The organism is Herbiconiux solani NBRC 106740, assembly GCF_001571005.1.
GTDB lineage: Bacteria > Actinomycetota > Actinomycetes > Actinomycetales > Microbacteriaceae > Herbiconiux > Herbiconiux solani.
Window position 1 is genome coordinate 451,876 of record NZ_BCST01000002.1, and the last position, 25,808, is coordinate 477,683.

Consider the following 25,808-nt stretch of genomic DNA (forward strand, 5'->3'; position numbering starts at 1 on the left):
TCATCGACATCGCAATGATCGCTATCCGACGAGGTGCGCGAGCTTGGAGGCCGAACTCTCGTCCGCACCGGTCCACACCACGAGGGTGTCTTCCGAGCCGCCGCCGAGTGGTAATTCGTGCTGATTCAGACGAAGCTCACCCGCCTCCGGGTGGCGGATCAGCACGGCTGCTTGCCCCGCGTGGTCGATATTCAGGGCCCATGACCGGGCGAAGACATCGCTGCGCGCAGTCAGCTCACCGACCAAGTCGAGAAAGATGTTGTCTTCCGGGTGCCGGTTCAATGATGATCGAAGTGCCGACGCAATGAGATCCGCCTTGTGCTCCCAGTCCTGCAGGTCCCGGTTCGTCTCTGCACCGAGGTAGGCGAATCGAGCGATGTTCGTCCCAGGCAAGTAGATGGGGTGGAGTGCCTGCGCCTTTCGTGTAGACCCGATCACATCGAGATGACGGTCATAAGCCATCATCGCGATCTCCGGTAGTGCATCAAGTACGTCCAACACGATCGGCCTCATGTCATGAACCATCAGAACCTCCGCGCCTGGACTTCCTCATGCTGTCGCCTGATGGTTCCCGAAACCGGCATGCGTGTTCGTCGACGCATGGGCGACTCGGAGGGACTTGACCATATCTGCCGCGGCGGACTCGGCTTCTGCGTGCAGCACAGTGAGAAGATGGTTCTCGTCACCGGCTGGCCTGAGGCTCTGCAACGAGAACTCGACTCGGCCGAATCCGGCGACGTCGAGGTGTAGCTCGCTTGTGTCCATCGGCGTTGCTGCGTGTGCGGCCCAGATTCGACGGAAGTCCTCATCGCGCATGGAAAGAAGCCCGATGATGTCTTGAAAGTGAAGGTCGGATGGATCGGCGTGGAACCGCAGCGCTGCAAGAGCGCGGTGTGCTGTTGTTTCCCAGTCGACGTCGGAAGCACGCCAGTCTCGGCTGAAGATCTTCAGCACAAGACTTGTACCGAGATCGATTCCGCCGGGAAGGATCGCCTTCGCCAGCTCGTTGACGAGGACGACCGTCTGGTTCTTATCGGTCACAAATGCCGGCATCGTGGACCATTGGTCGATCATCGGCCCGAGGCTCGCCTGGATGAGGTGCTGGGACTCCGCCGCCCGTTGAACACCTGACTGGATTCCAATCAGCCTCGTCATGTACTGGATCGCGTTGGCGTCCAGCTTCAGAGCTCGCGCCAGGGAACGCAGTACCTGGTCGGAGGGTTGGTGTCCTCGGCCCTGTTCGATGCGTAAGTAGTACTCGGGGCTGATACCAGCGAGCTGAGCGACTTCATCGCGGCGGAGACCTTCAACACGGCGACCCGACATACTCCGAAGCCCCACGTCTTCGGGTCGGAGGCTTGCCCGCCGCACCCTCAGATACTCTCCCAGTGGTGAGTCCACCATCCACCTCGCATTCTTCTTGCCGATCGACGCCGGAGTTCTTGTTCGGAACAACTCTGACCACCTCGCCGTTTCTCGTCCATGCAGAACACAGGCAGATACGAGCAGAAGGTGGCCAGTTGGCGCGGTCCTGGCGATTAACGGCAAACGCGTAGCGCCGCTGGACCCGCAATTAACTCCCGCTAGCTGTCCCCCTAAGGGCCACGTGCTTCGGGGGTCAGATTCCTAACGTTGTGGACGTCACAACGACTACAACGACCACACTCAGGGAGAAAGACCATGCCGTACTTCACTACCTCCGAGGGCATCGAGCTCTATTACACCGACAACGGTGCCGGCCAGCCGATCGTGTTCAGTCACGGATGGCCACTCTCGAGCGACGCGTGGCAGGTCGAGCTGAAGGTGTTCGCTGACGCCGGCTACCGCACCATCGCGCACGATCGTCGCGGCCACGGCCGGTCACAGAAGACCTCCACCGGCAACGACATCGATACCTACGCCCGCGACCTCGCCGAGCTGATCGAGCACCTCGACCTGCACGACCTCGTCATCTGGGGCCACTCGACCGGTGGCGGCGAAGCGGTCCGCTATGCCGCGCAGTACGCAAACGGTCGCGTCGCGAAGGTGGTCACCGCTGGAGCCATCCCACCCGTGATGCTCAAGTCGGACAAGAATCCGGGTGGGTCGCCGATCGAGGTCTTCGACGGCATCCGCGCAGGAGTGCTGAAGGACGCGTCGCAATTCTGGATCGATCTCGCCGAGGGCCCGTTCTTCGGCGCCAACCGCCCGGGTAGTTCCGTTTCCGAGGGCGCGAAGCGTGACTTCTGGCGCCAGGGTGCGCTGGTGAACCTCGCAGCGGCCTACGACTGCATCAAGGCGTTCTCGGAGACGGAGCAGTTCGACGATCTCAAGGCGCTGGACGTGCCGATCTACATCGCGCACGGCTCCGACGACCAGATCGTTCCCATCGCCGGCGCTGCCGAGCAGAGCATCAAGCTCGTGAAGTACGGCACGCTCAAGGTGTACGAGGGTGCGCCGCACGGTATCTACGGCGACTATCAGGATGAGCTCATCAAGGATGTGCTCGCCTTCATCAAGGCGTAGAGAAATGCGAACACTCCGCCCCCGACCGCCGTTGAACACCTTCGGCATCGCTTTCGGGTTGACCGGGTTGGCCGGAGCGTGGACTGAGGCGGCGCGTTCACTCGCGTCGCCTCAGTTCATCGCTGAGGCCCTGTGGGTTCTCGCCCTCCTGGTCTGGCTCGCCACAGCCGTCCTCTTCATCAGCAGGTTGCATGGATGGAATGAACTGACCGGGGACTTGAAGAACCCGGTGCTGGGTCCGTTCGCAGCGCTCATCCCGATTCCGCCGATGCTCTTGGGCGCCCACCTCGAGCCGACTCTGCCTCAAGTCGGCGTTCCTCTCGTGTGGGTCTGCGTTGTGGTGTCGGCTGTGTTCGGGTCGTGGTTCATCTCGCAGCTTCTGACAGTCTCGCGAGGGTTCGGGCCCGTTCACAGCGGCTACTTCCTCCCGACGGTCGCAGCAGGACTGCTTACCGCGCAATCTCTGGCGGTGATCGGAGAACCGAAGCTTGCAGTCGGCGCCCTCGGCATCGGGATGCTCTTCTGGCTGTTGATCGGAGGGGCGGTGATCGCTCGACTGATCGCAGGTCCGGACTCGCTGGCAGCGTTGATGCCCACCCTCGGCATTTTCTCGGCCCCGCCCGCGGTGGCCGGTAACGCCTGGTGGATCATCAGCGGCGGCCAGGGCAGCATGATCAGCGAGCTGCTGGCCGGCGCCATGGCGGCAGTCATAGCGCCCCATCTTTTCCTGGTCAGACGGTATGCGAAGCTGCCGTTCGCGCTTGGATTCTGGGCGCTCACCTTCACAGCGGCTGCGAGCGCTACGTTCACGCTTCGGCTGCTCTCGCTCGAGAGTGGAGCCTGGGCGGCAGTGGCCGCTTGGTGCGTACTCGCGGCCGCCACGCTGTTCATCGGCGCGATCGGCGTACGATCCCTGGCGCTCCTGAGGCAGCGACAGCCAGTCCGATCGTGAGGCACAGTCCGGTCACTGCGAGCAGTGGCCGGACTTCGACGTACGCGGCGGTTTCTGGATGCGTGACGGCCAATACCCAGAACTCGGCTACGACCGTGGCGACCAGTGCGATGACGCCAACGAGGGCCGCTGTCGCAACTCCGATGACCACTTCCCAGAGGCGCTGCAGAAGCATCACCGGAGTTCCAGCACCCAGCGAGTCGAGAACCCCGGTCTCCCGTCGGCGTTGCACCGAGCGGAGCAGAAGTGAAGCTCCCCCACCGATGGCAGAGAGCAGCACGGGGCCGAAGAGCACGAGCATCGTTCCCTCTGTCGGATCGTTGCCGGTCGCCCCGCTGGCGCTCGAGGCGATAGAGGTGCCAGCGAGAAAAGTGACGGGGAGGCCGATCGCAACGGCGAACGGTGTGATCGGCGCGGCACCATCGCGGCTGCGTGTGACATCAACGCGCGCCAGCATGAACGACGTCGACCAAACTTTCGGAACGATTGCTGTCCAGAGTCGAGCCACCGCCGCCATCGCATTGCGACCGGGCAAGCACATCAGGGCCACCAACGCAGGCCCTATGAGAAGCGGCTGCGAGCCACCCGACGAGACGGACGATGGCAGAGAAGCGAGCAGCTGGTAGAGCAGCAGAGCGAGTGCGACCGCCACGACACTTTTCACGACCAACGCGCCGCTGACCCCGGGGCTCGATGGCCTGTCGGTCGCCGCGATGCCGCTGACCAGTCGAACGGGAGGGGTATCGGCAGCTCGTCGAGCTGCCGGAATCGCGGCCGCACCGACCAGTAGCGTCACGGCGCCGACTGCGCTCAGAACTCCCGTCGGACCGACGTGCGCGTCGAAGGCACCCAGCGCCTCGGTGAGCGTGGCTCGCGCGAAGACCGGCCCGAACCAGAGACCGAGCAGGGCCCCTGGGATAGCGCCGAAGATCCCAACGACGACTACCTGCGAGAAGACGACCACCCCAACTTGACCGGGCAACACACCACCGATCTGCCATAGCCCGAACGTCGGCCGCCGCGCGTCGATTGTGGCGCGCGACACTGAGCCCATCACGATCACCAGCGACACCACAGTGAATGCGATCACCGTGCCGGCGATGGCAAGGAGCGCGAGCGACGTGACGTCGGTGATCGGGAACGCCGACTCGATCAGGGTGGCGGGCACAAGGGCGACGAAGGCGCCTGCGGCTGCTACAAACGCGGCCGCCGCCCACAGAACCCAAGAATCGCGTAAGTCCTGCAGTGCGAGCCGGGCGATCATGCCGCGTGCTCCACCGCGCGGAAGACGTCACGGGCGCTCGGCCGCACCATTTCACGGTGGACGCGCCCATCGCGCATCACGAGCACGCGATCGGTCCTGGCCGCTGCTTCCGGGTCGTGAGTGACCATCACAACCGCCCGCTCATCGGTGACGGTCTGTCGCAGCAGACCAATGACCTCGGTGCCGGCAACCGCATCCAACGCCCCCGTGGGCTCGTCTGCGAAGAGCACTCGAGGCCGCGCAACCAGTGCGCGGGCTATAGCGGTTCGTTGCTGCTGACCGCCGGAGAGACTGGCGGGTCGTGCATTCCCGAACGACTCCAGCCCCACGGACTGAAGACTCGCATCGATTTCGCCGCGCGGCACGCGGCGACCTGCGAGGCGCGCTTGCATTTCGACGTTCTCCCGCACGCTGAGTGAGGGCAGCAAGTTGTAGGACTGGAACACGAAACCAACTTGATCGCGTCGCAAGCGCGCGATCTGCGAGCGGCTCAGCGATGCGATGTCGGTGCCGACGAGGCTGACTGACCCGCTTGAGACGGGTTCGAGGCCGGCCAGGCAGTAGAGCAGTGTCGACTTGCCGGAGCCGCTCGGTCCGACGACCGACACGAATTCGCCCTCCTGGACCTCGATTGAGACATCGTGCAGGATCTCCACTGAGGGGCGCCCTCCCGCTCCTCGATAGCTCTTCCTTACGTTCTGCGCGACAACGAGCATGCAGCTCCCTTCGGATCACCTATTCAGCGTAGGAAGAGAGCTTCGAAAGAGGGTGACCTCACGGGGAACAGCCCCATGGGCAGCCTGTCCGTGGAAGGGCCATGACCGCCCTGTCGAGTCTGCCTACCGTTTGATCAGGCCAGCCGATCGAAGGGAGAGCCAGCCATGCAAATCAATGCGGACGACCTGCTGCGCGACTTGCGCACACACGGTGTGCGTCAGGTTCACATCGCGGATGCAGAGACGAAGGCGCTCGTCCGGAACGCGGCGGGGCCGACGGCGGAGCCCGTTCCCGTCATTCTGTCGCCGGAGGGCTCGGCAGCGCCGGGCGCCGCCGCCGGGGAGTCTGCCGTGACTAGCGAGCTCGCGGCCTGTGCCGGGTGGCTGGCGAACGACGGCTTCCTTGACGGCGTCGCGAACATCATCCGCACCGACGCTGCGGTTATCGCGCTTGTACTCCTGACCGGTGCGCCCACGGACCGCGCCGCAGCCGAAAGGCTGCAGGCCCTTGCCGACGGCGGTGCGCGCTGCGAAGTCGTCCACGACGGCCTGCACCTGCCGAGCGCCATCGCGCGCGCCGCGCACTTCGCTCTCGAAGAGCGCTCTGTCGCAGTCGTCGCCTTCTCTGCCTCACAATTGGCCCGGCAAAACGCAGCCGGAACAGTCGAGCTCCCGGCGACCGCTGCACCCGATGCTCCAAGGAGAGTTCCGCATGCGGACGACCTACACCGTACGGCGATGGCGTTGGGCGCATCCCGGAACGTGGTGCTCGTGGCGGGAGGCGGAACGGCGGACGCCCATGATGAGGTGCTGGCTCTGGCCTGCATTCTGCAGGCACCCATAGCGCACACGCTCCGCGGTAAGGAGAACCTGGAGTGGGGAAACCCCTACGACATCGGGCTTGTAGGAGACTCAGGCCACTCAGCGGCACGCGACGCTCTTGCCCGCGCCGATACCGTCGTGCTCATCGGAACGGACTTCGCCTACCCGGGGTTCATTGCCCCGGGAACGCTCGTAATTCAGATCGATCGGGATGCCCGCCGTATTGGACGCAGCACGGCGGTGCATTTCGCGCTCTTGGGTGACGTGGGGGAAACGCTCTCAGCGCTGGCGTCCTGCCTGACGCTGCGCACCGACAAGGCGTTCATGGTCGAGTCAACGGCCCTCCGTCGGATGGAAGAGGTTTGGTTTCGCTCCGAAGCGGTCACTGCAGCATTCGACGCCGAGAATGTTGCGGCGTTGTTGAGCGAAGTCGCTAGCGCCGACGCCATTTTCGCCGTCGATGTCGGTCCGGAGTGGCATCGAGCGGTGCGGCACCTCCGCACGAACGGAAGCCGACGCCTGATCGGTTCCATGAGGCATGGCGCGCTGGCCGATGCAGTCTCGCGGGCAGGGGGCGCACAATCCGCCGACCCAGAACGCCAGGTGATCGTCCTCGCCGGCTTGCGTGGGGCGGCGCAGCTGGGCGGACAACTCACGGCTCTCGCAGCCCGCGACCTTCCGGTGAAGGCGGTGCTGCTGAACCCGTGCCCGGCCACGACCTGGCTACCCAATGGCTTGAGCGGCATCGATGTTACGAGGTTGGATCTGTTCTCAGACGCGCGTTCGGCGCTTACTCGCCTCCTCTCCTGCAAGGGCACTGCGGCGGTCGAGATTGCCCTGGGTGTCCCAAGCGCGGAACGAGCACGGCGCGATCTGAGCGGAGCGCTCCGATGACGAGCGAACGCTGGGGCTCGCGAGGCGAGCAGCACACGACATGGCCGCTGGCTGGGATCGTGTTCGCCTCGGTAGTGGTGGCCTGGGCGGCAGGGGCAGGCACTCCGCTGCTGTCTCTCTACCAGCGAGATTGGGGGTTCCCGCTCTGGGAGCTGACCGCTGCGTTCACTGTGTACGCAGTCACGCTGCTTCTGACCTTGCTCCTGGCAGGGTCCCTTTCCGACCACCTCGGACGGCGCCCGGTGTTGATAGGCGCCCTCATCCTGATGCTCATCTCTAGTGCGTTGTTCTGGGTTGACGATCAGGTCGGATGGGTCATCGCGGCCCGCGCTCTCCAAGGTGTTGCGACGGGGGCAGCGACGAGCACTTTTGCGGCGGCCATCATCGAACTCAGTAGCGCCCGCCGCCGGCCGGTAATGACTGTGGTGACGAGCGTTGCCCCTGTGGCCGGCCTTGCGCTCGGCGCCCTCACCACCGGCGTCCTGACCGACATGGTGCACGATCCCACGCGTCTTGTATTCGGCATCCTTGCCGTATGTCTTGTCATCGGCATCGTCTCCGTGGGAGCCGCACGCGAGACATCAGCGAGAACGCCTGGAGTCCGCGAATCTCTTCGTCCTCGGCTGGTAATCCCGCGCTCAGCGCGCCGGTGGTTCCTCGGAGTAGCCCCGTTGGTTGCAGCCGGGTGGATGTTCTCCGGGCTGTTTCTCGGTTTGGCGCCGACCTTCGACCGGACCCGTTTCGGCATCGACAGCGGCGCACTCAACGGCGTGATCGTGGCACTTCAGCCCGCGTCGACCGCCCTATTCGGGTTGATCTTCACTCGGGTTAAAGCGGAGCGCTCCGCTTTTATCGGCGCGATTCTGATGGTGATCGGGGCTGCCCTGGCCGTAACCGGCGTCGCATCGGGACAGCTACTAATCGTCGCCGTGGGGGCCGTGGCCGGAGGGGCTGGTCAGGGCGCCGGGTTCGGCGCATCGCTGCGAGTCCTCGCACCCCTCGCTGAAAGCCAGGACCGCGGTGGCTTATTCGCCGCCATCTACCTGATCGCCTACGGGAGCTACGGCCTGCCTGTCCTGGTGGCCGGGACACTCTCGGGCGTGACTGACCTCACCATCATCGTCCTCGCCTACGGGGCCGTCGTCATCGGTCTCGCAGTCTGGGCCTTTATCTCCGTCTCATTTCTTGCCCGGCGGGTCCCCGCCGAAGCGACCACCCCCTGAAAGGAAGAACACCATGACCACCACCACACTCAACGCGCCCAATCTTTCAATTGCGGCTGCGAATGGGGAGACATACGCGTACCGACGGTTCGGCACCAGTTCCGACGACGTTCCGATGGTCTTCCTCCAGCACTTCCGCGGCAACCTCGACAACTGGGACCCAGACCTGATCGACGCGATTGCCGTGGAGCGCGAAGTCATCCTTGTCGACAACACCGGCGTGGGGGGATCAACTGGCCGAGTTCCCACTTCCGTCGCGCAGATGGCGCGTGATATCACGGCATTCGTCGACGCGATCGGCATCCCCCGGTACGACCTGTTCGGATTCTCGCTCGGCGGTTTCGTCGCTCAGGAGCTTGCACTGCTGCGTCCGACCGCTGTGCGGACAATCACGCTCGCGGGAACCGGCCCATCCGGTGCACCGCGAATGCACGGATGGCGTGAGGACATCCGTCGCGAATCGCACCACGACCAGCCCACCCCGGAAAGCTTGCTCTACATCTTCTTTGCTCACACCGACACCAGCCGAGCGCTGGGCGGCCAGTTCCTTCGCCGCATCTTCACTCGAACCGAAGACCGAGACGCCCCCACCACACCGGCGGTGCGCGATGCGCAGTACGACGCCGTACTCGACTGGGGCATCCCCACGCTCGGCCGGCTCGAACGTCTCCTCGGAATCACCCAGCCGACCCTGATCCTCCAGGGCGACAACGATCTGATGATCCCGACTCCTGGATCCCACATCCTCGCGGGTCTGATTCCGGATGCGCGCATCCACATCTTCCCCGACGCCGCACACGCGTCGATCTTCCAGTACCCGACCGAAGCTGCGGCCCTGGTCAACGACTTCGTCGACTCGACGAACATCTAGAAATCGGAGAAAATCATGGGAACGCTACTCGAGAAGATCATCTACGCGCACGGCGGAAGTCGCTGGAGCGAGGTCGATCAGATCTCGGCGACACGGCAGTTCGGCGGTGCATTCTGGTCACTGAAATCTGTTCCCGGGATCGCCGAAGAAGGTCGATTCACGGTCGACCTCCGACGCGAACACAGTCAGCTCTACAACTTCGGTGACGCGAATCTTCATACCGACTTCACCCCCGACAGGGTTGCGATCGTCCGGGCAGATGGCGCCGTGGTCGAGGAACTGCTGAATCCGCGTGACTCGTTCAACGGCCACGAGCTGATGACGCCCTGGAACGATCTGCATCTGGCGTACTTCACCGGATATGCCATGTGGACCTACAACACCGAACCGCAGTCGTTCACCCTAGACGGGGTGGTCACGGAAGAACTCGGCCCCTGGACCGAGGAAGACGGTCAGGTCTGGGACAGGCTCCAGGTGACGTACCCGAGCTCCCTCGCCACCCACACACCGGTTCAGGTCCTGTACGCGGACTCCGACGGAGTCCTCCGTCGCCGTGATTACTCCGTCGACATCGCGGGGGGATCACCTGCTGTGGAGTACATGACCGAGCACACGCTCTTCGACGGACTGCTGCTGCCCAAGCATCGGGAGATCTTCGTGCGCGACGACGCCGGTCATGCTGTGCGGGAGCCCCTGCTCGTCTCGATCGACATCGACGACGTCTCCATCGGATAGAGGCAGTCAATCCGACGTTGTCAGTCCTCCCGAAACCGTCTGACCTCGGGAGGACTGACACGTTGCAGGGCCAGCGCCGAGGCTTCATCAGCAGGCTCCCACAGGACGACAGAATCTCCGCTCCCGTCCGAGACGGAGTTGAGCGTGTAGGTCAGTTCCGCCGACGACGTTTCCCCGGTGGAGAAGCGGAACGTGCCGGTGCGAGTCGGCGCCACATTTCGCGCCCAAGCATCGTTGAAATCCTCGCTCAGGGCTGCGAGCTCACCCACCAGCCTGATGAACTCGTCATCCTCACCATGGCGGCCCAGCGATGCTTTCAACGCGGCCGAGACATGTTCGCACGCCAAACCCCACCCGACGTCGACATGCGAGGGCTTCTCGACGAGAAACACCGCACGCGCAATATTCGCCCCTACGGCAGACGACGGCAGGACGGCCGAAGCGAGGCCGTTGGCAGCGAAAACTGTGAGGTGCCTATCGAGCCCAAGAGCCGGAGTCTCTGTCAGCGAAGCAATCAGTGCGGCGGCAGCAGCACGATCGGGTAGTTCCTGACTCGTATGGGGCATGCGCTACACGCTAATGGCCGGGCAGATGCGGAAGGTACTCCTCAGAGGGCCACCATGAATTTTCTCAGCATTCCACGACGACGATGCGCAGGTCTGATCCTGCCCCCGTCTGAGCCACGCTGCTCCGGCGACCGAACGCTATTTTCAGCGTCATGACCGATTTCACTTCCGCAGATGCCCGTGCCGTCCATCCAGTCCTGTCCGCTCCACAGATGTCCAGGTTGGCCGCCTATGGCAATGCCAGCACTGTGGTTGCAGGGGAGTCGGTGTTCGGCTCAGGTGATGTCTCGCCGGATCTCATCCTGGTTCATCAAGGCGCGGTCGACGTGGTCCAGCCGGCGACGATGCTGGTCGACGAGACGGTCATCGATTCTTTCGGACCCGGTGAGTTCGTCGGCGAGCTCAACCTCTTGACCGGGCAGCGGATCTTCCTGCAGGGCCGGGTCACGAAAGACGGTTCGGTCACGCGCGTCACAGCGGCGGGGTTCCGAAAGGTGATGGCGGAGGATCCTGAGCTGTCGGACCTCATGCTGCGGGCGTTCATCAGTCGGCGGCGTTTCCTGAAGGGTGGGCAGGGGGCACGCGGTGTCGAGATCGTCGGAAGCGCTTTGGACGGACGAGCATTAGGACTGCGCACCTACGCCGCTCGCCAGAGAATCGCGCACTCTTGGATCGATATCGAAAGTCCCGACGGAGCAGCAGTGGCGCGCAAGCTGAATCTCGGCCCCGACGACTTGCCCGTGGTGCTGGCACCAGACGCCACCTTGAAGACGGCAACTCCCGGCGACTTGGCCCGGCACCTTGGGCTTACCTACCGACCACGGGGGGAGGCCGAAGTCGTCGACCTGGCTGTAATCGGTGGCGGGCCATCGGGGCTGGCCGCAGCAGTCTACGGAGCCTCCGAAGGCTTGGACACCATATTGCTGGAGGCGGTGTCGCTGGGCGGGCAGGCTGCTGCGAGCTCCCGGATCGAGAACTACCTCGGCTTCCCGTCGGGTCTGAGCGGTGAGGAACTCACCGCGCGGGCCATGGTGCAAGCAGAGAAGTTCGGCGCACATCTCTACTCGCCGTGCGAGGTGAAGGCACTGGATACATCGGGTCCATTGATCGAATTGGACTTGGAGGATGGAGTCAGAATTCGAGTGAAAGCGGTGATAGTTGCAACGGGCGCCCGATACAGGTCACTGCCTATAAGCAACTGGGCAGACTTCGAAGGGGCCGGTATCTATTATGCGGCGACAGAGATCGAGGCCAGGGACTGTGGGCAGAGCAGCGTCACCGTGATCGGCGGCGCCAACTCTTCCGGGCAGGCGGCCTTGCATCTCGCATCGCGAGGTGCAGCTGTCACAATCGCAGCTCGCCGCGCAGATCTGCGAGCGACGATGTCCTCGTACCTGGTCGACCGCCTGGAGGCGCACCCGCTCGTTGAGATCCGTACCCGCACCGAAGTCGTGGGTTTAAGTGGTGCCCGCCATCTCGAGAAAGTGGAGCTCACCGACCATACGACCGGGACGACGTGGTCTCAGGACTGCCGCGGTCTTTTTTGCTTCATCGGCGCCGAACCCGCGACGGGATGGTTGCGTGGCAGCGGAAACGGAGACTTGGCACTGAACTCTGATGGATTCCTACTGACCGACACAGACCTACCTCCCTCGGCGGAGGCCGCTTTCCGTCCGCTGGGTAGGAGCCCGCTGCCGTACGAGACGAGCATCCCGCGGGTTTTTGCCGTTGGTGATGTCCGTCAGGGCTCGATGAAGAGGGTCACTGGCGCGGTGGGAGAAGGGGCCAGCGCAGTGAAATCCGTTCATGTTGCGGTCGGAAACGTGTAGGCGATCGTCTCTGCAGCATTCGCCCTCAGCGGTCGTGCGGCTATCGGGGACGACGCAGCCCATAGACCGACTGGGTCTTCCGCCGCGATTGAGGTCGAAGAGGAGCTGGTCACCGTCGATGTCCGCATCGCCCGGTCGCTCCTTGATCAGAACGGTTCGCTCACCGACCAGCAGGTCGTGGCCGGCGCCAAGAAGAAAGGCATCGCGGCGGCCGTCGAGGGCGACACCGTCGTCTACACCATGACGAAGCCGCAGCGTGACGAGATGCTCGCTCAGATGCGTTCATCTGCGTAGGACGCCGCAGATGAGCTCACCGCCTACGATTCGAGCTCGGTGACAGCTGTCGAGTTCAACGACTCAATGACGTCGTCCCCGACGACATCGCCGTCATCGTCGAGTTCGTCGACGACACGACCGGAGAGATACTCGACACCGGCTCTTACCAGGAATTGCGCGAGAGCCTTGGCCAGTAGACGCTGCTACTCATCGGGCCTCGATCGCCTTCATAACGTGGCTGCGGTCAGCGCCGCTCGCGCGGCGCCTCGAATAAGTAAAGAATTCTGAGACACGCGCTGCGCGCTGCGCGCTGCGCGCTGCGACGATCTCTCCCCTCCCCGCGAACCACAGCGCTAAAGGCCCCGTTCTCAGAGTGCTATTTGGCGCCATGCGTCCTGGCAGGTCGCATCCAAATCGAGATTGTCCGGATCGAATAAACCCGCTTCTGAACGAATTGTGCACGTTAACCGATCCCTCGGCGGACCTCTTCTTTCAGCTCTAAATGACGGCCGGATGACCGACGAATCACCCTCTCGGTTGCCCACCGGAAATGCCCAGCCCCGCATACATCACTCAGTTGGAGAGGCTGGGAAGGTCGCCGTCCACCTCATCGACATGCGTGTCCAACAGGATGCGACCACCCAGGTCGGCGAGGACCGCTACCTCGGTTACCGAGAACCCGATCCCGTCTTGCGATGGGGCGGGAGACCAACTTATGAACAGTTGCAGATCGCCTTTCGACAGAACTGGTCGGAGAACATCGGCACGGTCGGCCAAGAACGCCGTCGCGTTCTCAATCTTCGCCATGACCGTCAAACCCCCATCTCCTTCGAAATCGCCGACCCACCGATCGAGCTTCGTCGAGACGCTTGGAACGCTCAAGATTCGAGAGAAGTCGGAGGCAGAAAGCGTCTCGGAGATGAGCACGATCGACACCCTCGACCACTGCGGAGGCTGACGCTGAGGCACGTTGTTCACAGCGTGATGATCTCAGTATTTAGCCCGGATACTCGACTGCGGAATTACGAAAGCACAGCAGCAGGCGTTTCGGAACAGATGATTTGATCCCGATGACCGACCACGAGGCGTCCCTGATCGCTTACTTCATGTTGAAGTCGGGAGCACGATCCTCTGGAGGCTGATTCGGCGCCTGCAGTTCGGCGCGAAAAGTCTTTGCGATGTCGTCGAGGCGATCAAGGTCGACGAGCCCCTTGGGTCGTTTGGTACTCGAAGGGTCCATGACAATCAGCGGAAACTTTGTTGGAGGCGTGTGGATGTGAATCCAAATCGCATTGGCAGAGAAGCCGGCCGCCGGGTACGGTCCCGCCTCGATCGAGGAGATGCTGAACGCCGGTATCTCTGCCGCCGGGCGCAGCTGACCGTGCCGTTCAGTCCACAGCGCGAGCGTTCCCGTCGAGACCGACACGGGAGTGAACTTCGGAACACTCACTGACGTGTGGCCCAGCTTCTTCATCGCCCGGCGAGTGTCCACAAACGTCAACGCGACGATAACGAAAGGCGAATCACGCCTCGAACGTATCTCGGCCGCGGACTCGCGAGCTCGCATGTATGGCCTACTCGGCGACAGCAGGAGCACGACGACCAGTACGAGGAAGCCGGCCAGGGTCGGGATTGCGATCCAGGTGAAAGTCGGCCCCCGGGCTATGCCCTTGATGACCACGGTTGTGGTCATTCCAGCGAGGAAGATCACCGTCCCCGCGATGTACAACCCGCGCCCGGCCGCCTGCCCGTTGCGGCTCATAGGTTCGGCACAGGAAGAATGAACGAACCAACGACGAATGGCACTATGCCTCCATCCAAACGGAGTGCCCCTAGCGCAGCTTCCACGGCCTCCGCGCCTTCGCCTTCATATTTTCCCGGCCGTATGACTGCGCCAGGCCTCGAGCTGCAGTAGACATCACCCAGAGCCTCAAGCATGCACGCTTGACGGTTCCTCACCGGACTAATTGTTCCGGACAAGCGCGCTTGCGCCCAGATGCCCGCTGTCTTACGGGCGTTCGCGCACTTCATCTGAAAAGTATTTCTCAACGCCGCGTTGGAGCAACTCTGCCCGAACGATCACCAACGCCCCCAGGGCAAGCGTTACGTAAATGATGGCCGTCACCACCCAATTTCCGGGTCCGATCAGAGTGACGCCGCCACTCGAATCGCAGGAGATGCCCAACGGGAAAACACTGAATCGACCATGGACACCGCCGGCACTCTGACACGGGGTGTCGGCGCCGCCGTCGTGCAGAATCACCCACGTTGTTACCGCCGCCAAGAGCAGACCCGCGATCAGAACAACCCCAACCCACCACAGCCAAGAACGACGAGTGCCTCATGTGGATTCCCCAACCGTCAGCGCCCCCGCGCCTCTCTGACTATCCGCGTTCCGCTGAGTTGGAACACAGATGAATAGTACCCAGCGCACGCGAGCTAGAAGGCGCGCATGGGAGTTTCTGGTAACCGATCGGCTCGCGGTCGCCTGAGCAATAGGTATCGGCGCCCTGAAGCGCGACGCTCAAGGATGCTACGTTCCGTATGTGGGGAACAACACAGCCGTCAGGGCATACTGGTTTTTAGGCGCGTTGGGGGTTCTTCTCGTCATCGTCGACTCGACATTGATCATTCTCAATCCGAACGCGATCGCCCCGTATTTCGCCGCTATCGCAGGACTGTGCTTAGTCGTCATTTGCGTCATCGGGCTGAGGAGCCAATGCCGACCAAGAGGTTGAACTTTCTCGCTCATGGAGAAATCGGCGAGCGGATGGTGCCCAAATGTCGCCACCGCTGCACGTAAACCGATGGGTCTGCCGTCACAACGACCAGCGGACAGATTGACGTCGGCGCTTGAACCAGAGAATCGCTAAGGCCACCAGAGACACGAGCACACCAGCTATCCCGACGAACCACATGCCGTTAGTGACAAGCAAGCCCACTTTGGACCCGAAATAGTCGTAGACGTACGCGGCGACGAGCGCAGCGGCCGCCATGACAACACCGCCTGCCAACACGTATAGCCAGTTTCGAACTCTCACCAGCCACACCCTATTCGGGCACGATGGGCGACCGCTCGGCGCGCCCTAGAGTCGACAGGTAGGGGATGCTGGGCAGATGAGTATGGAGCGGGTTGTTGCCATCGTCTCGTCGCTGAGCAAGGGGCGATGGCTGGTAAGCGAAGAAGCCGCGCTGGATGAACTGCAGCTACTTGGGTTCGGCAATGCGGCCGAAACGGTCGTCGAGCTCTCGTCTGGGGTGCGGCAACGACGGGTCGACCCCGTCTCAGGCATCGAACATGCGTCGCTTTCGAGCCTTTATGGCGAGCCGACGAGCATCTTCTTCTTCGTTGCATCAGCTCCCGAGCCCGCAAGTGCAAGCACGACCGGGGCATACGAGGAACTAGTCGCCGGTCTCAGCGAAGAGCTTGGATCGCCGGAAAGGGTTTGGGTGGAACAGCCCTCACCCCTGCGGTGGCGGACCGGCGAACTCGATGTTGGCGTGCAACTCTTCGACCGACGCGATACCAGTGTCGTAATGGTCTGGGTCGAACATCGCACGCGCAGCCAGACGGCCGAGAACAGCGCCCGCTAAGCGATCGACCAGCGCGTAGCGACCGCCAACGCCTGCTTAGCCCGCCCCGCGGTTACCGGAGTGCTCGTTTACCCCGCCCGACTTGTTTGCCCGGAAGGGTGCCTCATCTGCAACACCGGCGCCGTCTCGAAAAACTGAAGATTTACGAGACGTCGGCCGCAGGCTCGACGACCGCCCCCTCTCCCCCGGATTCCGGGCATCGTCAATGTCTCGCCAAGTCGTCTCAGTCATTCGCCTGTCTCACCGGCGCTTCCGGGGGGTTAGCGAGACACGAATGCGGGATGCGACGTCTTGGTTGATGCGAGCGCTCGCTAGCTTTGAAGAAAAGCAGGCAGGCACCCGGTGAGTCAGTCGGCCAGACAGTCGGGCAGGCTGCGGGTCAGGCGTCCGCCGCCAGGCGCTGCGCCCCCAGCACGGCGAGCAGCGCGAGCTTCTCGGCGCTCGGCGTGCCCGGCGTCGCCGTGAACACCAGGAGGGACTGCTGCTGGTCGGGGTCGAGCACGATCTGGCAGTGCAGCGTCAGGTCGCCGACCTCGGGATGCTCGAACCGCTTCTCGTCGGTGTAGCGCAGGTCGACCCCGCCGAGCTCCCAGATCGCGGCGAACTCGGGGCTGACCGCCTGCAGGTGACGCACGAGGGCGGCCGCCTCCGAGTCCGGCCCGGCCTGCGCGGCCGCGGCCCGCAGCTGCGCCGCCTTCACCCGGCTGTGGTGGGGGTGGTCGGCGGCAGGGTGGATGCTGCGCGTCTCGGTCTCGACGAACCAGCGGTAGGTGGCGCTCCGGACGAACCCGGTGCGGCCGGTCTGATCGCCGAGCAGGGCGACCGCCGCATCCGTCTGCACGAGGGCCTCACCGAGCGAGCCCATGATCTGGGCCGGGGTGTCGGCGAGACGGTCGAGGATGCGCATGAGCCCCGGGCTGACGTGGTCGCTCGAGGCGCTGCGGCTGGGCGGGCGGTGGCCGGCCAGCAGGAAGAGGTGATCGCGCTCGGCGAGCGTCAGCCGGAGGCCGCGGGCGAGGGCGGCGACCATCTGCTCGGAGGGCTGCGGGCCGGAACCACGCTCGAGCCGGGCGAGGTAGTCGGCCGACATGCCCGAGAGCTCGGCGACCTCTTCGCGGCGGAGGCCCGGAGCCCGCCGTCGGGGGCCGCGGCGGAGCCCGACGTCTTCGGGCTGCAGCACCTCGCGGCGGGTGCGCACGAAGTCGCCGAATGCGATCGGGTCCATGGGGTGCTCCTCGGGGTGCGGGTGGGGTGGGGTGGGGTGGGGCGCGTTGTGCGGTGCAGTGCGGTGCGGGACGGATGCGTTTCGGGCGCCGTGGCGTCCCGCATCCTCCACTCTTCCCCGTTCCCGCCACCGTATCCACTGCACGCCGGTCAGTGGATGAGCGTGTCCTGGTCCGCGCGACGACCGGCGGGTGGAATGGAGCCATGGACATCACGAACAGCACCGTCTTCATCCCCGGCGCGACCTCGGGCATCGGCCTGGGCCTCGCCCTCCGTCTGCAGCAGGCCGGCAGCACCGTCATCGTCGGCGGCCGCCGCACCGAGCTCCTCGAGACCATCGCCCGGGAGCACCCCGGCATCCACACCGCCCGCATCGACACGACCGACCCCGCCTCGATCGCCGCCGCCTTCGACGACGTGACCGGGCGCTTCCCCGCGCTCGACACCCTGATCGCGATGGCGGGCATCATGCAGCCCGAGGATCTCCGCGACGCCTCGTTCCTCGAGGTGGCCGAGGCGACCGTCACGACCAACCTGCTCGGGCCGATCCGGCTGGTGGCGGCTTTCGAGCCGTTCCTCGAGACGCAGCCCTCGGCCACGATCATGACCGTGTCGTCGGGTCTCGCATTCGTGCCGCTGCCGGCCACGCCCACCTACAGCGCGACCAAGGCCGCCATCCACTCGTTCAGCGAGAGCCTTCGGGTGCAGCTGGCCGACACCGCGGTCGAGGTCGTCGAGCTGGTGCCGCCGGCCGTGCAGACGAGCCTGATGAACCAGGACGAGCTCGGCATGGGGATGCCGCTCGAGGAGTTCCTCGACGAGACGATGGCGCTGCTGGCCGCCCAGCCCTCGGCACCCGAGGTGCAGGTCGAGAACGTGATGTTCCTGCGGCACGCGGTCGCGCGCGGCACCTACGACGAGACCCTGGCGCTCCTGGCCTCCCGCACCCACTGACGCTTCGGCACCACCGACTGTCCTCGACCCGTCAGTTGTTGTCGCTATTCCCACCGGATGGCGACAACAACTGACGGATCGAGGGCATTCGCGGTCCGGGCCGGGCGGGCGGCAGCAGGGGTCAGCCCGCGATGCGGATCAGCTTCTTGTTCACGAACTCCTCGAGCGCGAAACGGCCCATCTCGCGCCCCGAACCCGAGCGCTTCACCCCACCGAACGGCAGCTCGGCCGCGTCGCCCAGCACGAGGTTGATCCAGACCATCCCGGCGTCGATGTCGTCGGCCACCCGCAGCGCCTGGGCGTCGTCGGTCGTGTAGACGTACGATCCGAGGCCGAAGGGGGTGTCGTTGGCGAGCCGCACGGCATCCGCCTCGTCGCGCACCCGGTAGAGGGCGGCGACCGGGCCGAAGAACTCCTCGCGGTACGCATCCATCTCGGGCGTCACGTCGGCCAGCACCGCGGGCGGGAAGAAGTTGCCCCGGGTCTCCCCCTTGGCAAGCACGGTCGCACCCTGCGCGATGGCCCGGTCGAGCTGCTCCTGCAGCCGCTCGGTCGCCGCCTCGGACGACAGCGGCCCGAGCACCGTGCCCTCGGCCATCGGATCGGCGGGCTGGGCGGCCGTGAACGCGGAGGTGAACTTCTCGGCGAACTCGTCGAACAGACCGTCGACGACGATGAAGCGCTTGGCCGCGTTGCACGACTGGCCGTTGTTGTCGAGGCGGGCGTTCACCGCATCCTGCACCGCCGCATCCAGGTCGTTCGTCGACAGCAGGATGAACGGGTCAGAGCCGCCGAGCTCGAGCACGACCTTCTTGAGCGCCCGGCCCGCCGCCTCGGCGACCGCCGACCCGGCCCGCTCGGAGCCGGTCACCGAGACGCCCTGCACCCGCGGATCCTCGATCACGGTCGCCGACTGCTCGTTCGTGGCGAAGAGGTTGATGTAGACGTCCGGATGCGCCCCGGTCGCGTCGACCGCGTCGGCGAAGATCTGCGCGATGGCGGTCGCCGACGCCGGGCACTGCGGGGCGTGCTTCAGCAGGATCGTGTTGCCGGCCACGATGTTGGGGCCGGCGAACCGGGCCACCTGGTAGTACGGGAAGTTCCACGGCATGATGCCGAACAGCACCCCCAGCGAGGCGCGGCGGATGAAGGCCGATCCCCCGCCGTCCTCGAGCTCGATCGGCTCGTCGGCGAGGTACTTCTCGCCGTTGTCGACGTAGTACTGGTAGATCGCGGCCGCGAAGTCGACCTCGCCCAGCGCCTGCTCGAGCGGTTTGCCCATCTCGCGCACAGCGAGGGCGGCGAGCTCGTCGCGGCGCTCGAGGTGCAGGTCGGCGACCTTCTGGATGAGGGCGGCCCGGTCGGCGATCGGCACCCGGCGCGACCAGTCGCGATGGGCGGCCGAGGAGCGGGCGAGCGCGTCCTGGAGCGCCTCGTCGGTGATCGTCGGGTACTCCTCGAGCGTCTCGCCGGTGGCGGGGTCGATCACGGCGTAGTGGGTCACTGGGGTTCTCCTCCGGTGGGGCGGGCGGTGGTGGACGAAGCGGGGGTGGATGCGGCCGAGTCGGCTGCGGCGGGCTGGGTAGCGCCGGGCTCGGTAGCGGCGGGCTCGGCTGCGGCGGGCTCGGCTGCGGCGGGCTCGGCTGCGGCGCCGAGCTCGGCGATGACCTCGGCGGCCAGGCGGCGCCCGACCCGGATCGCCCCGTCGACGTGCTGGTACCCCTCGGCCGCGAGGTCGCTCGACCCGAAGCGCAGGCTCCCGACAGGCTCGAGCTGCGCGGCGCCGTAGCGGGTCAGCCCGCCGAGGTCGAAGCTGGCGGCATAGGCGCCCTGGGTCCACTCCTCGGAGGCCCAGTCGCTCTCGTAGTACACGGTCGGCGCCTCGGCCTCGGGCCCGAAGTACGCGGCGAGGGAGGCGAGCACGGCCCGCTTGCGCTCGGCCGGGTCGAGGCGGAACAGCGCATCCGCCTTCTCGTCGGAGACGAAGCCGACCAGGGTGCCCTGCTCCTCGCCGAAGTTCGAGTTGTCGTAGGCCTCGTGCACCACCTGGTACGGGCTGAAGGCCGTGCCCGAGAGCCCGGCCGCGCGCCAGAACGGCGTCGGGTAGGTCGCGTGCACCTTGATCACGAGGCCGAGCGACTGGTGCTGCTGCAGCTGCTGACGGATGCGCGGCAGCGGCGGCGCATACTCGATGCGGTCGTAGAGGTTGGGCGGCACCGCGACGAGCACTCGGCGTGCGGCGACGGCGAGGGTGTCGGTCGTGACGGTCGCCGCATCCGCCGACCAGTCGATGTGACGCACGGGCTGCCCGAGCCGCACGTCGTCGCCGAGCCGTTCTGCGAGCGTGAGCGGCACAGACTGCAGGCCGCCGACGACGCGGCGGTCGAGGATGAAGTCGGCGTCGACCAGGTTGCTGAAGCTGCCCGCACTCGCGGCCATCAGCAGCGCCTGCAGCAGCGAGAACGCGTGCGCGGGCTTGGTGAGCATGGCGTCGGCGATGAACAGGGCGATGTTCTCGATCGCCTCGGCGTCGTCGGTCTGCTGCTCGAGCCAGCTGCGGAACGAGATACGGTCGAAACGGGATGCCTCGGGATGCTCCCAGGGCGCGGCCGGGTCGGTCTGGGCGACGAGCTCGTCGAGCACGACGATCAGCCGTTCGATCTCGGCCTTCGTGTGCTCGCCGGCCGGGAAGATGTCGCCGGTGAAGCGGGCGGCCTGGCCGTCGGGGCCGATGTAGACGCTCTCGCCCTCGCGGTAGCGCTCGTAGGTGGAAAGGCCCAGCTCGTCGAGGGTCTCGAGCAACGCGGTCTGGTCGGGTGAGACCCACTGGCCGCCGAGCTCGAACATCTGGCCGTCGATCAGGTCTGTCCAGAGCCGGCCGCCGACGCGGTCGCGGGCTTCGAGCACGATCACGCTCAGCCCGGCCTGGGCGAGCTTCGTCGCGGCCGTCAGGCCGGTTGCTCCGGCGCCGATCACGACGACATCCCGTTCGAGGCGTTCCAACTCCGGCACGACGACTCTTTTCGTAGGTTTTCGAGCTCTCCACGACGGATCCCGGCGCAGCACGCCACGGTCGCAGTCGCTTTCGATGGTAGTCGCCGCGGCCTCGCGCGCATAGGCCTCGGCCGGCGTCGGCGTCGCTGCCACCGAAGGTCGCCGATCCGTCACTTGTTGTCGCTATTCGCCGCCGATAGCGACAACAACTGACGGATCGAGGACAGGCATAGGGTCGGAGGATGCGTGGGAGTGCGGGAGCGGGCGGCACGGCGGACGAGGACACGGCGGGCGGGTTCGTCGTGCGGCGGACGATCGAGGAGGACTGGCGGGAGGTGCGGGGGCTCCGGCTCGAGATGCTCGCCGACACTCCGCTGGCCTACCTCGAGACGGTCGCGCACGCCGAGCGGCGCTCCGAGGCCGAGTGGCGCGCCTGGGCCCGGGACGGCTCGGCCCCCGACGCCATCACCGCCGTCGCCATCACCGACGAGGGGCGCTGGGTCGCGTCGATGACCTCGAAGGTGCCGCGCGGCGCATCCGGAGCCTTCCTCTTCGCCGTCTACGTCTCACCCTCGCATCGCGGCCGGGCCGCCGGGGTGACGGATGCTGTACTCACGCGCATCGAGGAATGGGCCCGCGAGCGCGGCGACACCCTCACCCTCGAGGTGCACGAGCACAACGACCGTGCTGTGGGGGCGTACCGCTCTCGCGGGTTCGTCGAGACGGGCGTCACCCGCCCCTACCCGCTCGATCCCTCTTCGGGCCGCGAGCTCGAGATGCGCAAGCGCCTCGCCTGACGAGGCGGCCCACCCGGCCAGCTGGGGGCGGCTAGGAGAGGGTACGGGCGTAGGCCGCGAGGGCGTCGCGCACGAAGGTCGCGCCCTCCACCCCGCCGTAGTTCGCCGCGAAGCGCGGATCGGCCACGTACATCTCGCCGAGACCCGTGAGGTACTCGGCCGTCGGTGCACCGGCCTCCGACCCGGGCGTGCCCGGAATCCCCGCGAGCCACTCGGCCTGCCGCCGCGCGAGCTCTTGCCCGGCCGGCCCCGCAGGATCCTCCCCGGCCGACGCCGCCGCCCGCCAGTCCTCGGCGAGCGCGGCCGATCGCTCTGTCCACGCAGCCCGGTCGGTGTCGCTCATCCCGCGCCACCAGTCGTCGCTCCGGGCGTACGCCTCGGAGCCCCAGCGCTCCTCGACCTCCTCCCGGTACCGGGTGTGGTCGAATCCGTCGAACATCTTCTCCGCCATCAGCGGTTCCTCCTTCTCCATCGTGTCGATCGTCGAGAGCACCGCGGCGATCCTCCGGCCGAGCAGCTCCTGCTCGGCACGCAGGCGGCCGAGGTGGCGGCGGAGCGCCGCCGGCGCATCCGTCTCCCGCTCGAGCAGCTCGGCGATCGTCGGCAGCCCGAGCCCGAGTTCGCGCAGCAGCAGCACCCGCTGCAACCGCACGAGCGCGCCCTCGTCGTAGTACCGGTAGCCGTTCGCGCCGACCCGGCTCGGCGCGATCAGACCGATCGCGTCGTAGTGCCGCAGGGTGCGGCTCGTGACGCCGGTCAGGCCCGCGATCTCCGAGATCGGCCACTCTCGTGTGCTCATGCTGCGAGCGTAGGAGTTGACGCTGCGGCAGTGTCAAGCGAGGCTGGAACGATGACCCGCATCGGCACCAGCGACCTCGACGTCTTCCCCCTCTCGCTCGGCGGCAACGTCTTCGGCTGGACCGCCGATCGCGACACCTCCCTCGCCATCCTCGACGCCCACGCGGCCGGCGGCGGCGACTTCATCGACACCTCGGACAGCTACATGGCGAGCGCCCCGGGCAACGTCGGCGGCGAGTCCGAGACGATCATCGGCGAGTGGTTCACCAGCCGCGGCTCGCGCGACGCGACGGTGATCGCGACGAAGGTGTCGAAGCATCCGCAGTTCAAAGGCCTCTCGGCGTCGACGATCGCGGCCGCGGCGGATGCTTCGCTCGGCCGCCTGCAGACCGACCGGATCGACCTCTACTACGCCCACGCCGAAGACCCGGCGACCCCGCTCGAGGAGACCGCGGAGGCCTTCGACCGGCTCGTGCGCGCGGGCAAGGTGCGCTACCTCGGGCTGTCGAACTTCGCGCCCGAGTCGGTCGAGCGCTACCTGGCGATCGCCGACGCCAATGGCTTCGCGCGCCCGGTCGCGCTGCAGCCGCACTACAACCTGGTGCACCGCAACGAGGTCGAGGACGAGCTGGCGCCGATCGCCCTGCGCGAAGAGCTGTCGGTCATCCCCTACTTCGCCCTGGCGAGCGGATTCCTGACAGGCAAGTACCGCTCGAAGGACGACTTCGCCGGCAGCGTGCGGGCGCCCTCGGCCGCCAAGTACGTCTCGACGCAGGGCCTCACGATCGTGGATGCGCTCGAGGAGATCGGCCGCGCCCACGACGCCTCGATCGCCACCGTCGCCCTGGCCTGGCTCGTGGCCAAGCCCTTCGTGGCGGCACCGATCGCGAGCGCCAGCCGGGCCTCGCAGGTCGCGGACCTGCTGGCCGTGGGTCGCGTGACGCTCAGCCCCGAGGAGGAGGCGCGCCTGGACGCCGTCTCGGCCTGGACCCCGCCGGCGGCCTGACCTCGCCGGTCGCGGCGGTCAGCACGCGGCGGTCAGCACTCCGGCACGTTGACCGCGAGACCGCCTCGGGCCGTCTCGCGGTACTTGTCGCTCATGTCGGCACCGGTCTGGCGCATGGTCTCGACGACCTGGTCGAAGCTCACCCGATGGGCCCCGTCGCCGCCCAACGCGAGCTTCGCCGCCGTGATCGCCGTCACCGCCGCCACACCGTTGCGCTCGATGCACGGGATCTGCACCAGGCCGCCGATCGGATCGCAGGTGAGACCGAGGTGGTGCTCCATCGCGACCTCGGCCGCGTTCTCCACCTGGCGCACGTCGGCGCCCAGCAGCGCGGCGAGCCCGGCGGCCGCCATCGCCGAGGCCGAGCCGACCTCACCCTGGCAGCCGACATCGGCCCCCGAGATCGAGGCACGCTGCTTGATGATGCCGCCGATCGCGGCCGCGGTGAGCAGATAGGTCTCGATGTCCCGGCGGGCCTCCGGCGAGTCGAACGGATCGCGCGCGAGATCGGCGCGGGCCAGGTCGGTCGGCGCCGGCGGCGTGAGCACGGTGCGCGTCGGGGCGGCCGCATGCCGGTGCCGCAGCGCGTGGTAGAGCACGGCCGGAACGATCCCGGCGGCCCCGTTCGTCGGAGCGGTCACGACCCGGTTGCCTGCCGCGTTCTCCTCGTTCACGGCCATCGCCGCGATCGTGGCCCACTCGGGGCTGTTGGCCACGCCGTCCTCGGCGAGCATCCGCGCGAGCTTCGCCGCCCGCCGGGGCACCTTGAGCCCGCCCGGCAGGATGCCCTCGGTGCGCAGCCCCGACTCGATGCAGCCGCGCATCACGCCCCAGATGCGGTGCAGGCCCTCGCGCACCCCCTCGACACCGCCCTGGTGCCGCGCGGCCTCGTTGGCGAGCACGACCTCGGCGATCGACATGCCCCGACGGGTGCACAGGGCCAGCAACTCGTCCCCCGACCCGAAGTCGCCCCCGGCCACGACCGTCGCCCGGGATTCCGTGGCCGGAGTCTGCCACACCCTCGCGTCAGCACCCGCCGAGATCGCTGGAACCGCCGACCCCTCAGAAGCGCCCGACACCTCAGACACCTCAGAACCACCCGGGACCGCCGACACTTCGGTGACCCCCGAGACCGCCGTCGGGATCGCGGTCGGCACAGGCTGCTCCGGAATCTTCTCGCCCGAGCCCGAGCCAGCCCCCGCCGCCGTCACCGGCGCCCGGAGGATGAACCCCCCGCCGATCGAGTAGTAGCTGACCGCCAGCGTCTCATCCCCGAACCGCGCCGCGAACGCGACCTCGTTCGCGTACCGATCGCGCACGACCAGCGGATGCTTCGCGATGTCGTTCTCGGCGAACAGGATGCCCGCGGTCTCCGCACCCGCCAGCCGCAGCGGCGAACCCTCGGCGATCGCGGCGACGCGCATCCGCCCCGCTTCGGGATCGACGGTCTCGGGATCGGCGCCCTCCAGCCCGAGCAGCACGGCGCCGAAGGTGTTGTGCCCGCGGCCGGTCGCCGCCAGCGATCCGTAGACGTCGACCTCCAGCGCATCCGGAGCCCGGCCCGGCCAACGGGCGGCGCACTCGAGCGCGAACTCGCGCGCGGCCCGCATGGGCCCGACCGTGTGCGAGCTCGAGGGCCCGATGCCGATCGAGAAGAGTTCGAAGACTCCCGCGATCCGCTCAGCGGGTGCTCGGGGGCTCGATTCCATCCGGAAACCCTAACCCGCGCGCAGGACCCCGGCCGTGCATCCGCCACCCACTCGCAACGAAGCTGCGCGGGTCGGCGGA

General features: G+C 66.3%; 24 protein-coding genes. 11 read left to right on the forward strand and 13 right to left on the reverse strand.

Going from position 1 to position 25,808, the window contains the following annotated elements; genetic code table 11:
- Window positions 1–21: 21 nt before the first annotated feature.
- Complete coding sequence (locus HSO01S_RS05315; RefSeq protein ID WP_157078921.1) at window positions 22–513, reverse strand: MmyB family transcriptional regulator; 492 nt, start codon at window positions 511–513, stop codon at window positions 22–24.
- Between the two features lie 36 nt (window positions 514–549).
- A complete protein-coding gene (locus tag HSO01S_RS19445; protein ID WP_084361331.1) occupies window positions 550–1,404 on the reverse strand; it encodes a helix-turn-helix transcriptional regulator in 855 nt (284 codons plus the stop codon).
- A 276-nt stretch (window positions 1,405–1,680) separates the two neighbouring features.
- Between HSO01S_RS19445 and HSO01S_RS05325 the strand changes: the two genes are divergently transcribed.
- Window positions 1,681–2,505, forward strand: a complete 825-nt coding sequence (locus HSO01S_RS05325) for an alpha/beta fold hydrolase (protein ID WP_066039516.1) — start codon at window positions 1,681–1,683, stop codon at window positions 2,503–2,505.
- Window positions 2,506–2,509: 4 nt separating this feature from the next.
- Window positions 2,510–3,457, forward strand: a complete 948-nt coding sequence (locus tag HSO01S_RS05330) for an SLAC1 family transporter (RefSeq protein WP_169799943.1) — start codon at window positions 2,510–2,512, stop codon at window positions 3,455–3,457.
- On the opposite strand, the gene HSO01S_RS18265 is transcribed toward HSO01S_RS05330, so the two are convergent.
- Window positions 3,393–4,721 (reverse strand): FtsX-like permease family protein, encoded by a 1,329-nt coding sequence (locus tag HSO01S_RS18265; protein ID WP_084361332.1) that lies wholly within the window; start codon window positions 4,719–4,721, stop codon window positions 3,393–3,395. The genes HSO01S_RS05330 and HSO01S_RS18265 overlap by 65 nt on opposite strands.
- A complete protein-coding gene (locus tag HSO01S_RS05335) occupies window positions 4,718–5,377 on the reverse strand; it encodes an ABC transporter ATP-binding protein (RefSeq protein WP_218003772.1) in 660 nt (219 codons plus the stop codon). Before HSO01S_RS05335 ends, HSO01S_RS18265 begins: the two co-directional genes overlap by 4 nt.
- Window positions 5,378–5,602: 225 nt before the next feature.
- On the opposite strand from HSO01S_RS05335, the gene HSO01S_RS05340 reads away from it, so the two are divergent.
- The 4 genes from HSO01S_RS05340 to HSO01S_RS05355 are packed head-to-tail and all read left to right on the forward strand — an operon-like array spanning window position 5,603 to window position 9,982.
- Window positions 5,603–7,153, forward strand: a complete 1,551-nt coding sequence (locus tag HSO01S_RS05340) for a thiamine pyrophosphate-dependent enzyme (RefSeq protein ID WP_066039519.1) — start codon at window positions 5,603–5,605, stop codon at window positions 7,151–7,153.
- Window positions 7,150–8,376: an MFS transporter gene (locus HSO01S_RS05345; protein ID WP_218003773.1), complete on the forward strand. Its 1,227-nt coding sequence runs from the start codon at window positions 7,150–7,152 to the stop codon at window positions 8,374–8,376. Before HSO01S_RS05340 ends, HSO01S_RS05345 begins: the two co-directional genes overlap by 4 nt.
- Before the next feature lie 13 nt (window positions 8,377–8,389).
- Entirely contained in the window at window positions 8,390–9,247 is an 858-nt protein-coding gene (locus HSO01S_RS05350) for an alpha/beta fold hydrolase (protein WP_066039520.1), read from the forward strand.
- Between the two features lie 15 nt (window positions 9,248–9,262).
- Window positions 9,263–9,982 carry a hypothetical protein gene (locus HSO01S_RS05355; RefSeq protein WP_066039521.1) on the forward strand — a complete coding sequence of 240 codons (720 nt, stop codon included), beginning with the start codon at window positions 9,263–9,265 and terminating at the stop codon, window positions 9,980–9,982.
- A gap of 20 nt (window positions 9,983–10,002) precedes the next feature.
- On the opposite strand, the gene HSO01S_RS05360 is transcribed toward HSO01S_RS05355, so the two are convergent.
- Entirely contained in the window at window positions 10,003–10,548 is a 546-nt protein-coding gene (locus HSO01S_RS05360; protein WP_157078923.1) for an MmyB family transcriptional regulator, read from the reverse strand.
- Between the two features lie 152 nt (window positions 10,549–10,700).
- On the opposite strand from HSO01S_RS05360, the gene HSO01S_RS05365 reads away from it, so the two are divergent.
- The gene (locus tag HSO01S_RS05365) at window positions 10,701–12,377 is read left to right on the forward strand and encodes an FAD-dependent oxidoreductase (protein ID WP_066039523.1); all 1,677 of its coding nucleotides are present in this window, start codon (window positions 10,701–10,703) and stop codon (window positions 12,375–12,377) included.
- Between the two features lie 849 nt (window positions 12,378–13,226).
- Here HSO01S_RS05365 and HSO01S_RS05370 read toward each other — a convergent pair.
- The 3 genes from HSO01S_RS05370 to HSO01S_RS18650 form a co-directional block, all read right to left on the reverse strand.
- Window positions 13,227–13,580, reverse strand: a complete 354-nt coding sequence (locus HSO01S_RS05370) for a hypothetical protein (RefSeq protein ID WP_157078924.1) — start codon at window positions 13,578–13,580, stop codon at window positions 13,227–13,229.
- 172 nt (window positions 13,581–13,752) lie between these two features.
- On the reverse strand, window positions 13,753–14,415 hold the full coding sequence (locus HSO01S_RS05375) for a hypothetical protein (RefSeq protein ID WP_066039525.1): 663 nt from the start codon (window positions 14,413–14,415) through the stop codon (window positions 13,753–13,755).
- 1,057 nt (window positions 14,416–15,472) lie between these two features.
- The gene (locus HSO01S_RS18650) at window positions 15,473–15,694 is read right to left on the reverse strand and encodes a hypothetical protein (protein WP_157078925.1); all 222 of its coding nucleotides are present in this window, start codon (window positions 15,692–15,694) and stop codon (window positions 15,473–15,475) included.
- A 76-nt stretch (window positions 15,695–15,770) separates the two neighbouring features.
- On the opposite strand from HSO01S_RS18650, the gene HSO01S_RS18655 reads away from it, so the two are divergent.
- The gene (locus HSO01S_RS18655; protein WP_157078926.1) at window positions 15,771–16,247 is read left to right on the forward strand and encodes a DUF6301 family protein; all 477 of its coding nucleotides are present in this window, start codon (window positions 15,771–15,773) and stop codon (window positions 16,245–16,247) included.
- Window positions 16,248–16,626: 379 nt separating this feature from the next.
- Here the strand turns inward: HSO01S_RS18655 and HSO01S_RS05380 are convergent, their stop codons facing one another.
- On the reverse strand, window positions 16,627–17,472 hold the full coding sequence (locus HSO01S_RS05380) for a helix-turn-helix transcriptional regulator (RefSeq protein WP_066039526.1): 846 nt from the start codon (window positions 17,470–17,472) through the stop codon (window positions 16,627–16,629).
- Between the two features lie 203 nt (window positions 17,473–17,675).
- On the opposite strand from HSO01S_RS05380, the gene HSO01S_RS05385 reads away from it, so the two are divergent.
- Window positions 17,676–18,425, forward strand: coding sequence for an SDR family oxidoreductase (locus HSO01S_RS05385; RefSeq protein WP_066039527.1), 750 nt, complete (start codon window positions 17,676–17,678; stop codon window positions 18,423–18,425).
- 121 nt (window positions 18,426–18,546) lie between these two features.
- On the opposite strand, the gene HSO01S_RS05390 is transcribed toward HSO01S_RS05385, so the two are convergent.
- Together HSO01S_RS05390 and HSO01S_RS05395 are read right to left on the reverse strand one after the other, a co-directional pair.
- Complete coding sequence (locus HSO01S_RS05390) at window positions 18,547–19,929, reverse strand: NAD-dependent succinate-semialdehyde dehydrogenase (RefSeq protein WP_066039528.1); 1,383 nt, start codon at window positions 19,927–19,929, stop codon at window positions 18,547–18,549.
- Window positions 19,926–21,428, reverse strand: a complete 1,503-nt coding sequence (locus HSO01S_RS05395) for a flavin monoamine oxidase family protein (protein WP_084361369.1) — start codon at window positions 21,426–21,428, stop codon at window positions 19,926–19,928. The genes HSO01S_RS05390 and HSO01S_RS05395 overlap by 4 nt, the downstream gene beginning before the upstream one ends.
- A gap of 233 nt (window positions 21,429–21,661) precedes the next feature.
- Between HSO01S_RS05395 and HSO01S_RS05400 the strand changes: the two genes are divergently transcribed.
- On the forward strand, window positions 21,662–22,216 hold the full coding sequence (locus HSO01S_RS05400; protein ID WP_066039529.1) for a GNAT family N-acetyltransferase: 555 nt from the start codon (window positions 21,662–21,664) through the stop codon (window positions 22,214–22,216).
- 31 nt (window positions 22,217–22,247) lie between these two features.
- Here the strand turns inward: HSO01S_RS05400 and HSO01S_RS05405 are convergent, their stop codons facing one another.
- A complete protein-coding gene (locus HSO01S_RS05405) occupies window positions 22,248–23,015 on the reverse strand; it encodes a MerR family transcriptional regulator (RefSeq protein WP_066039530.1) in 768 nt (255 codons plus the stop codon).
- Between the two features lie 51 nt (window positions 23,016–23,066).
- Here HSO01S_RS05405 and HSO01S_RS05410 point away from each other — a divergent pair, with 51 nt between their 5' ends.
- The gene (locus HSO01S_RS05410; RefSeq protein ID WP_066039531.1) at window positions 23,067–24,020 is read left to right on the forward strand and encodes an aldo/keto reductase; all 954 of its coding nucleotides are present in this window, start codon (window positions 23,067–23,069) and stop codon (window positions 24,018–24,020) included.
- A gap of 32 nt (window positions 24,021–24,052) precedes the next feature.
- On the opposite strand, the gene HSO01S_RS05415 is transcribed toward HSO01S_RS05410, so the two are convergent.
- A complete protein-coding gene (locus tag HSO01S_RS05415) occupies window positions 24,053–25,729 on the reverse strand; it encodes an L-serine ammonia-lyase, iron-sulfur-dependent, subunit alpha (RefSeq protein WP_066039532.1) in 1,677 nt (558 codons plus the stop codon).
- Window positions 25,730–25,808: the final 79 nt, after the last annotated feature.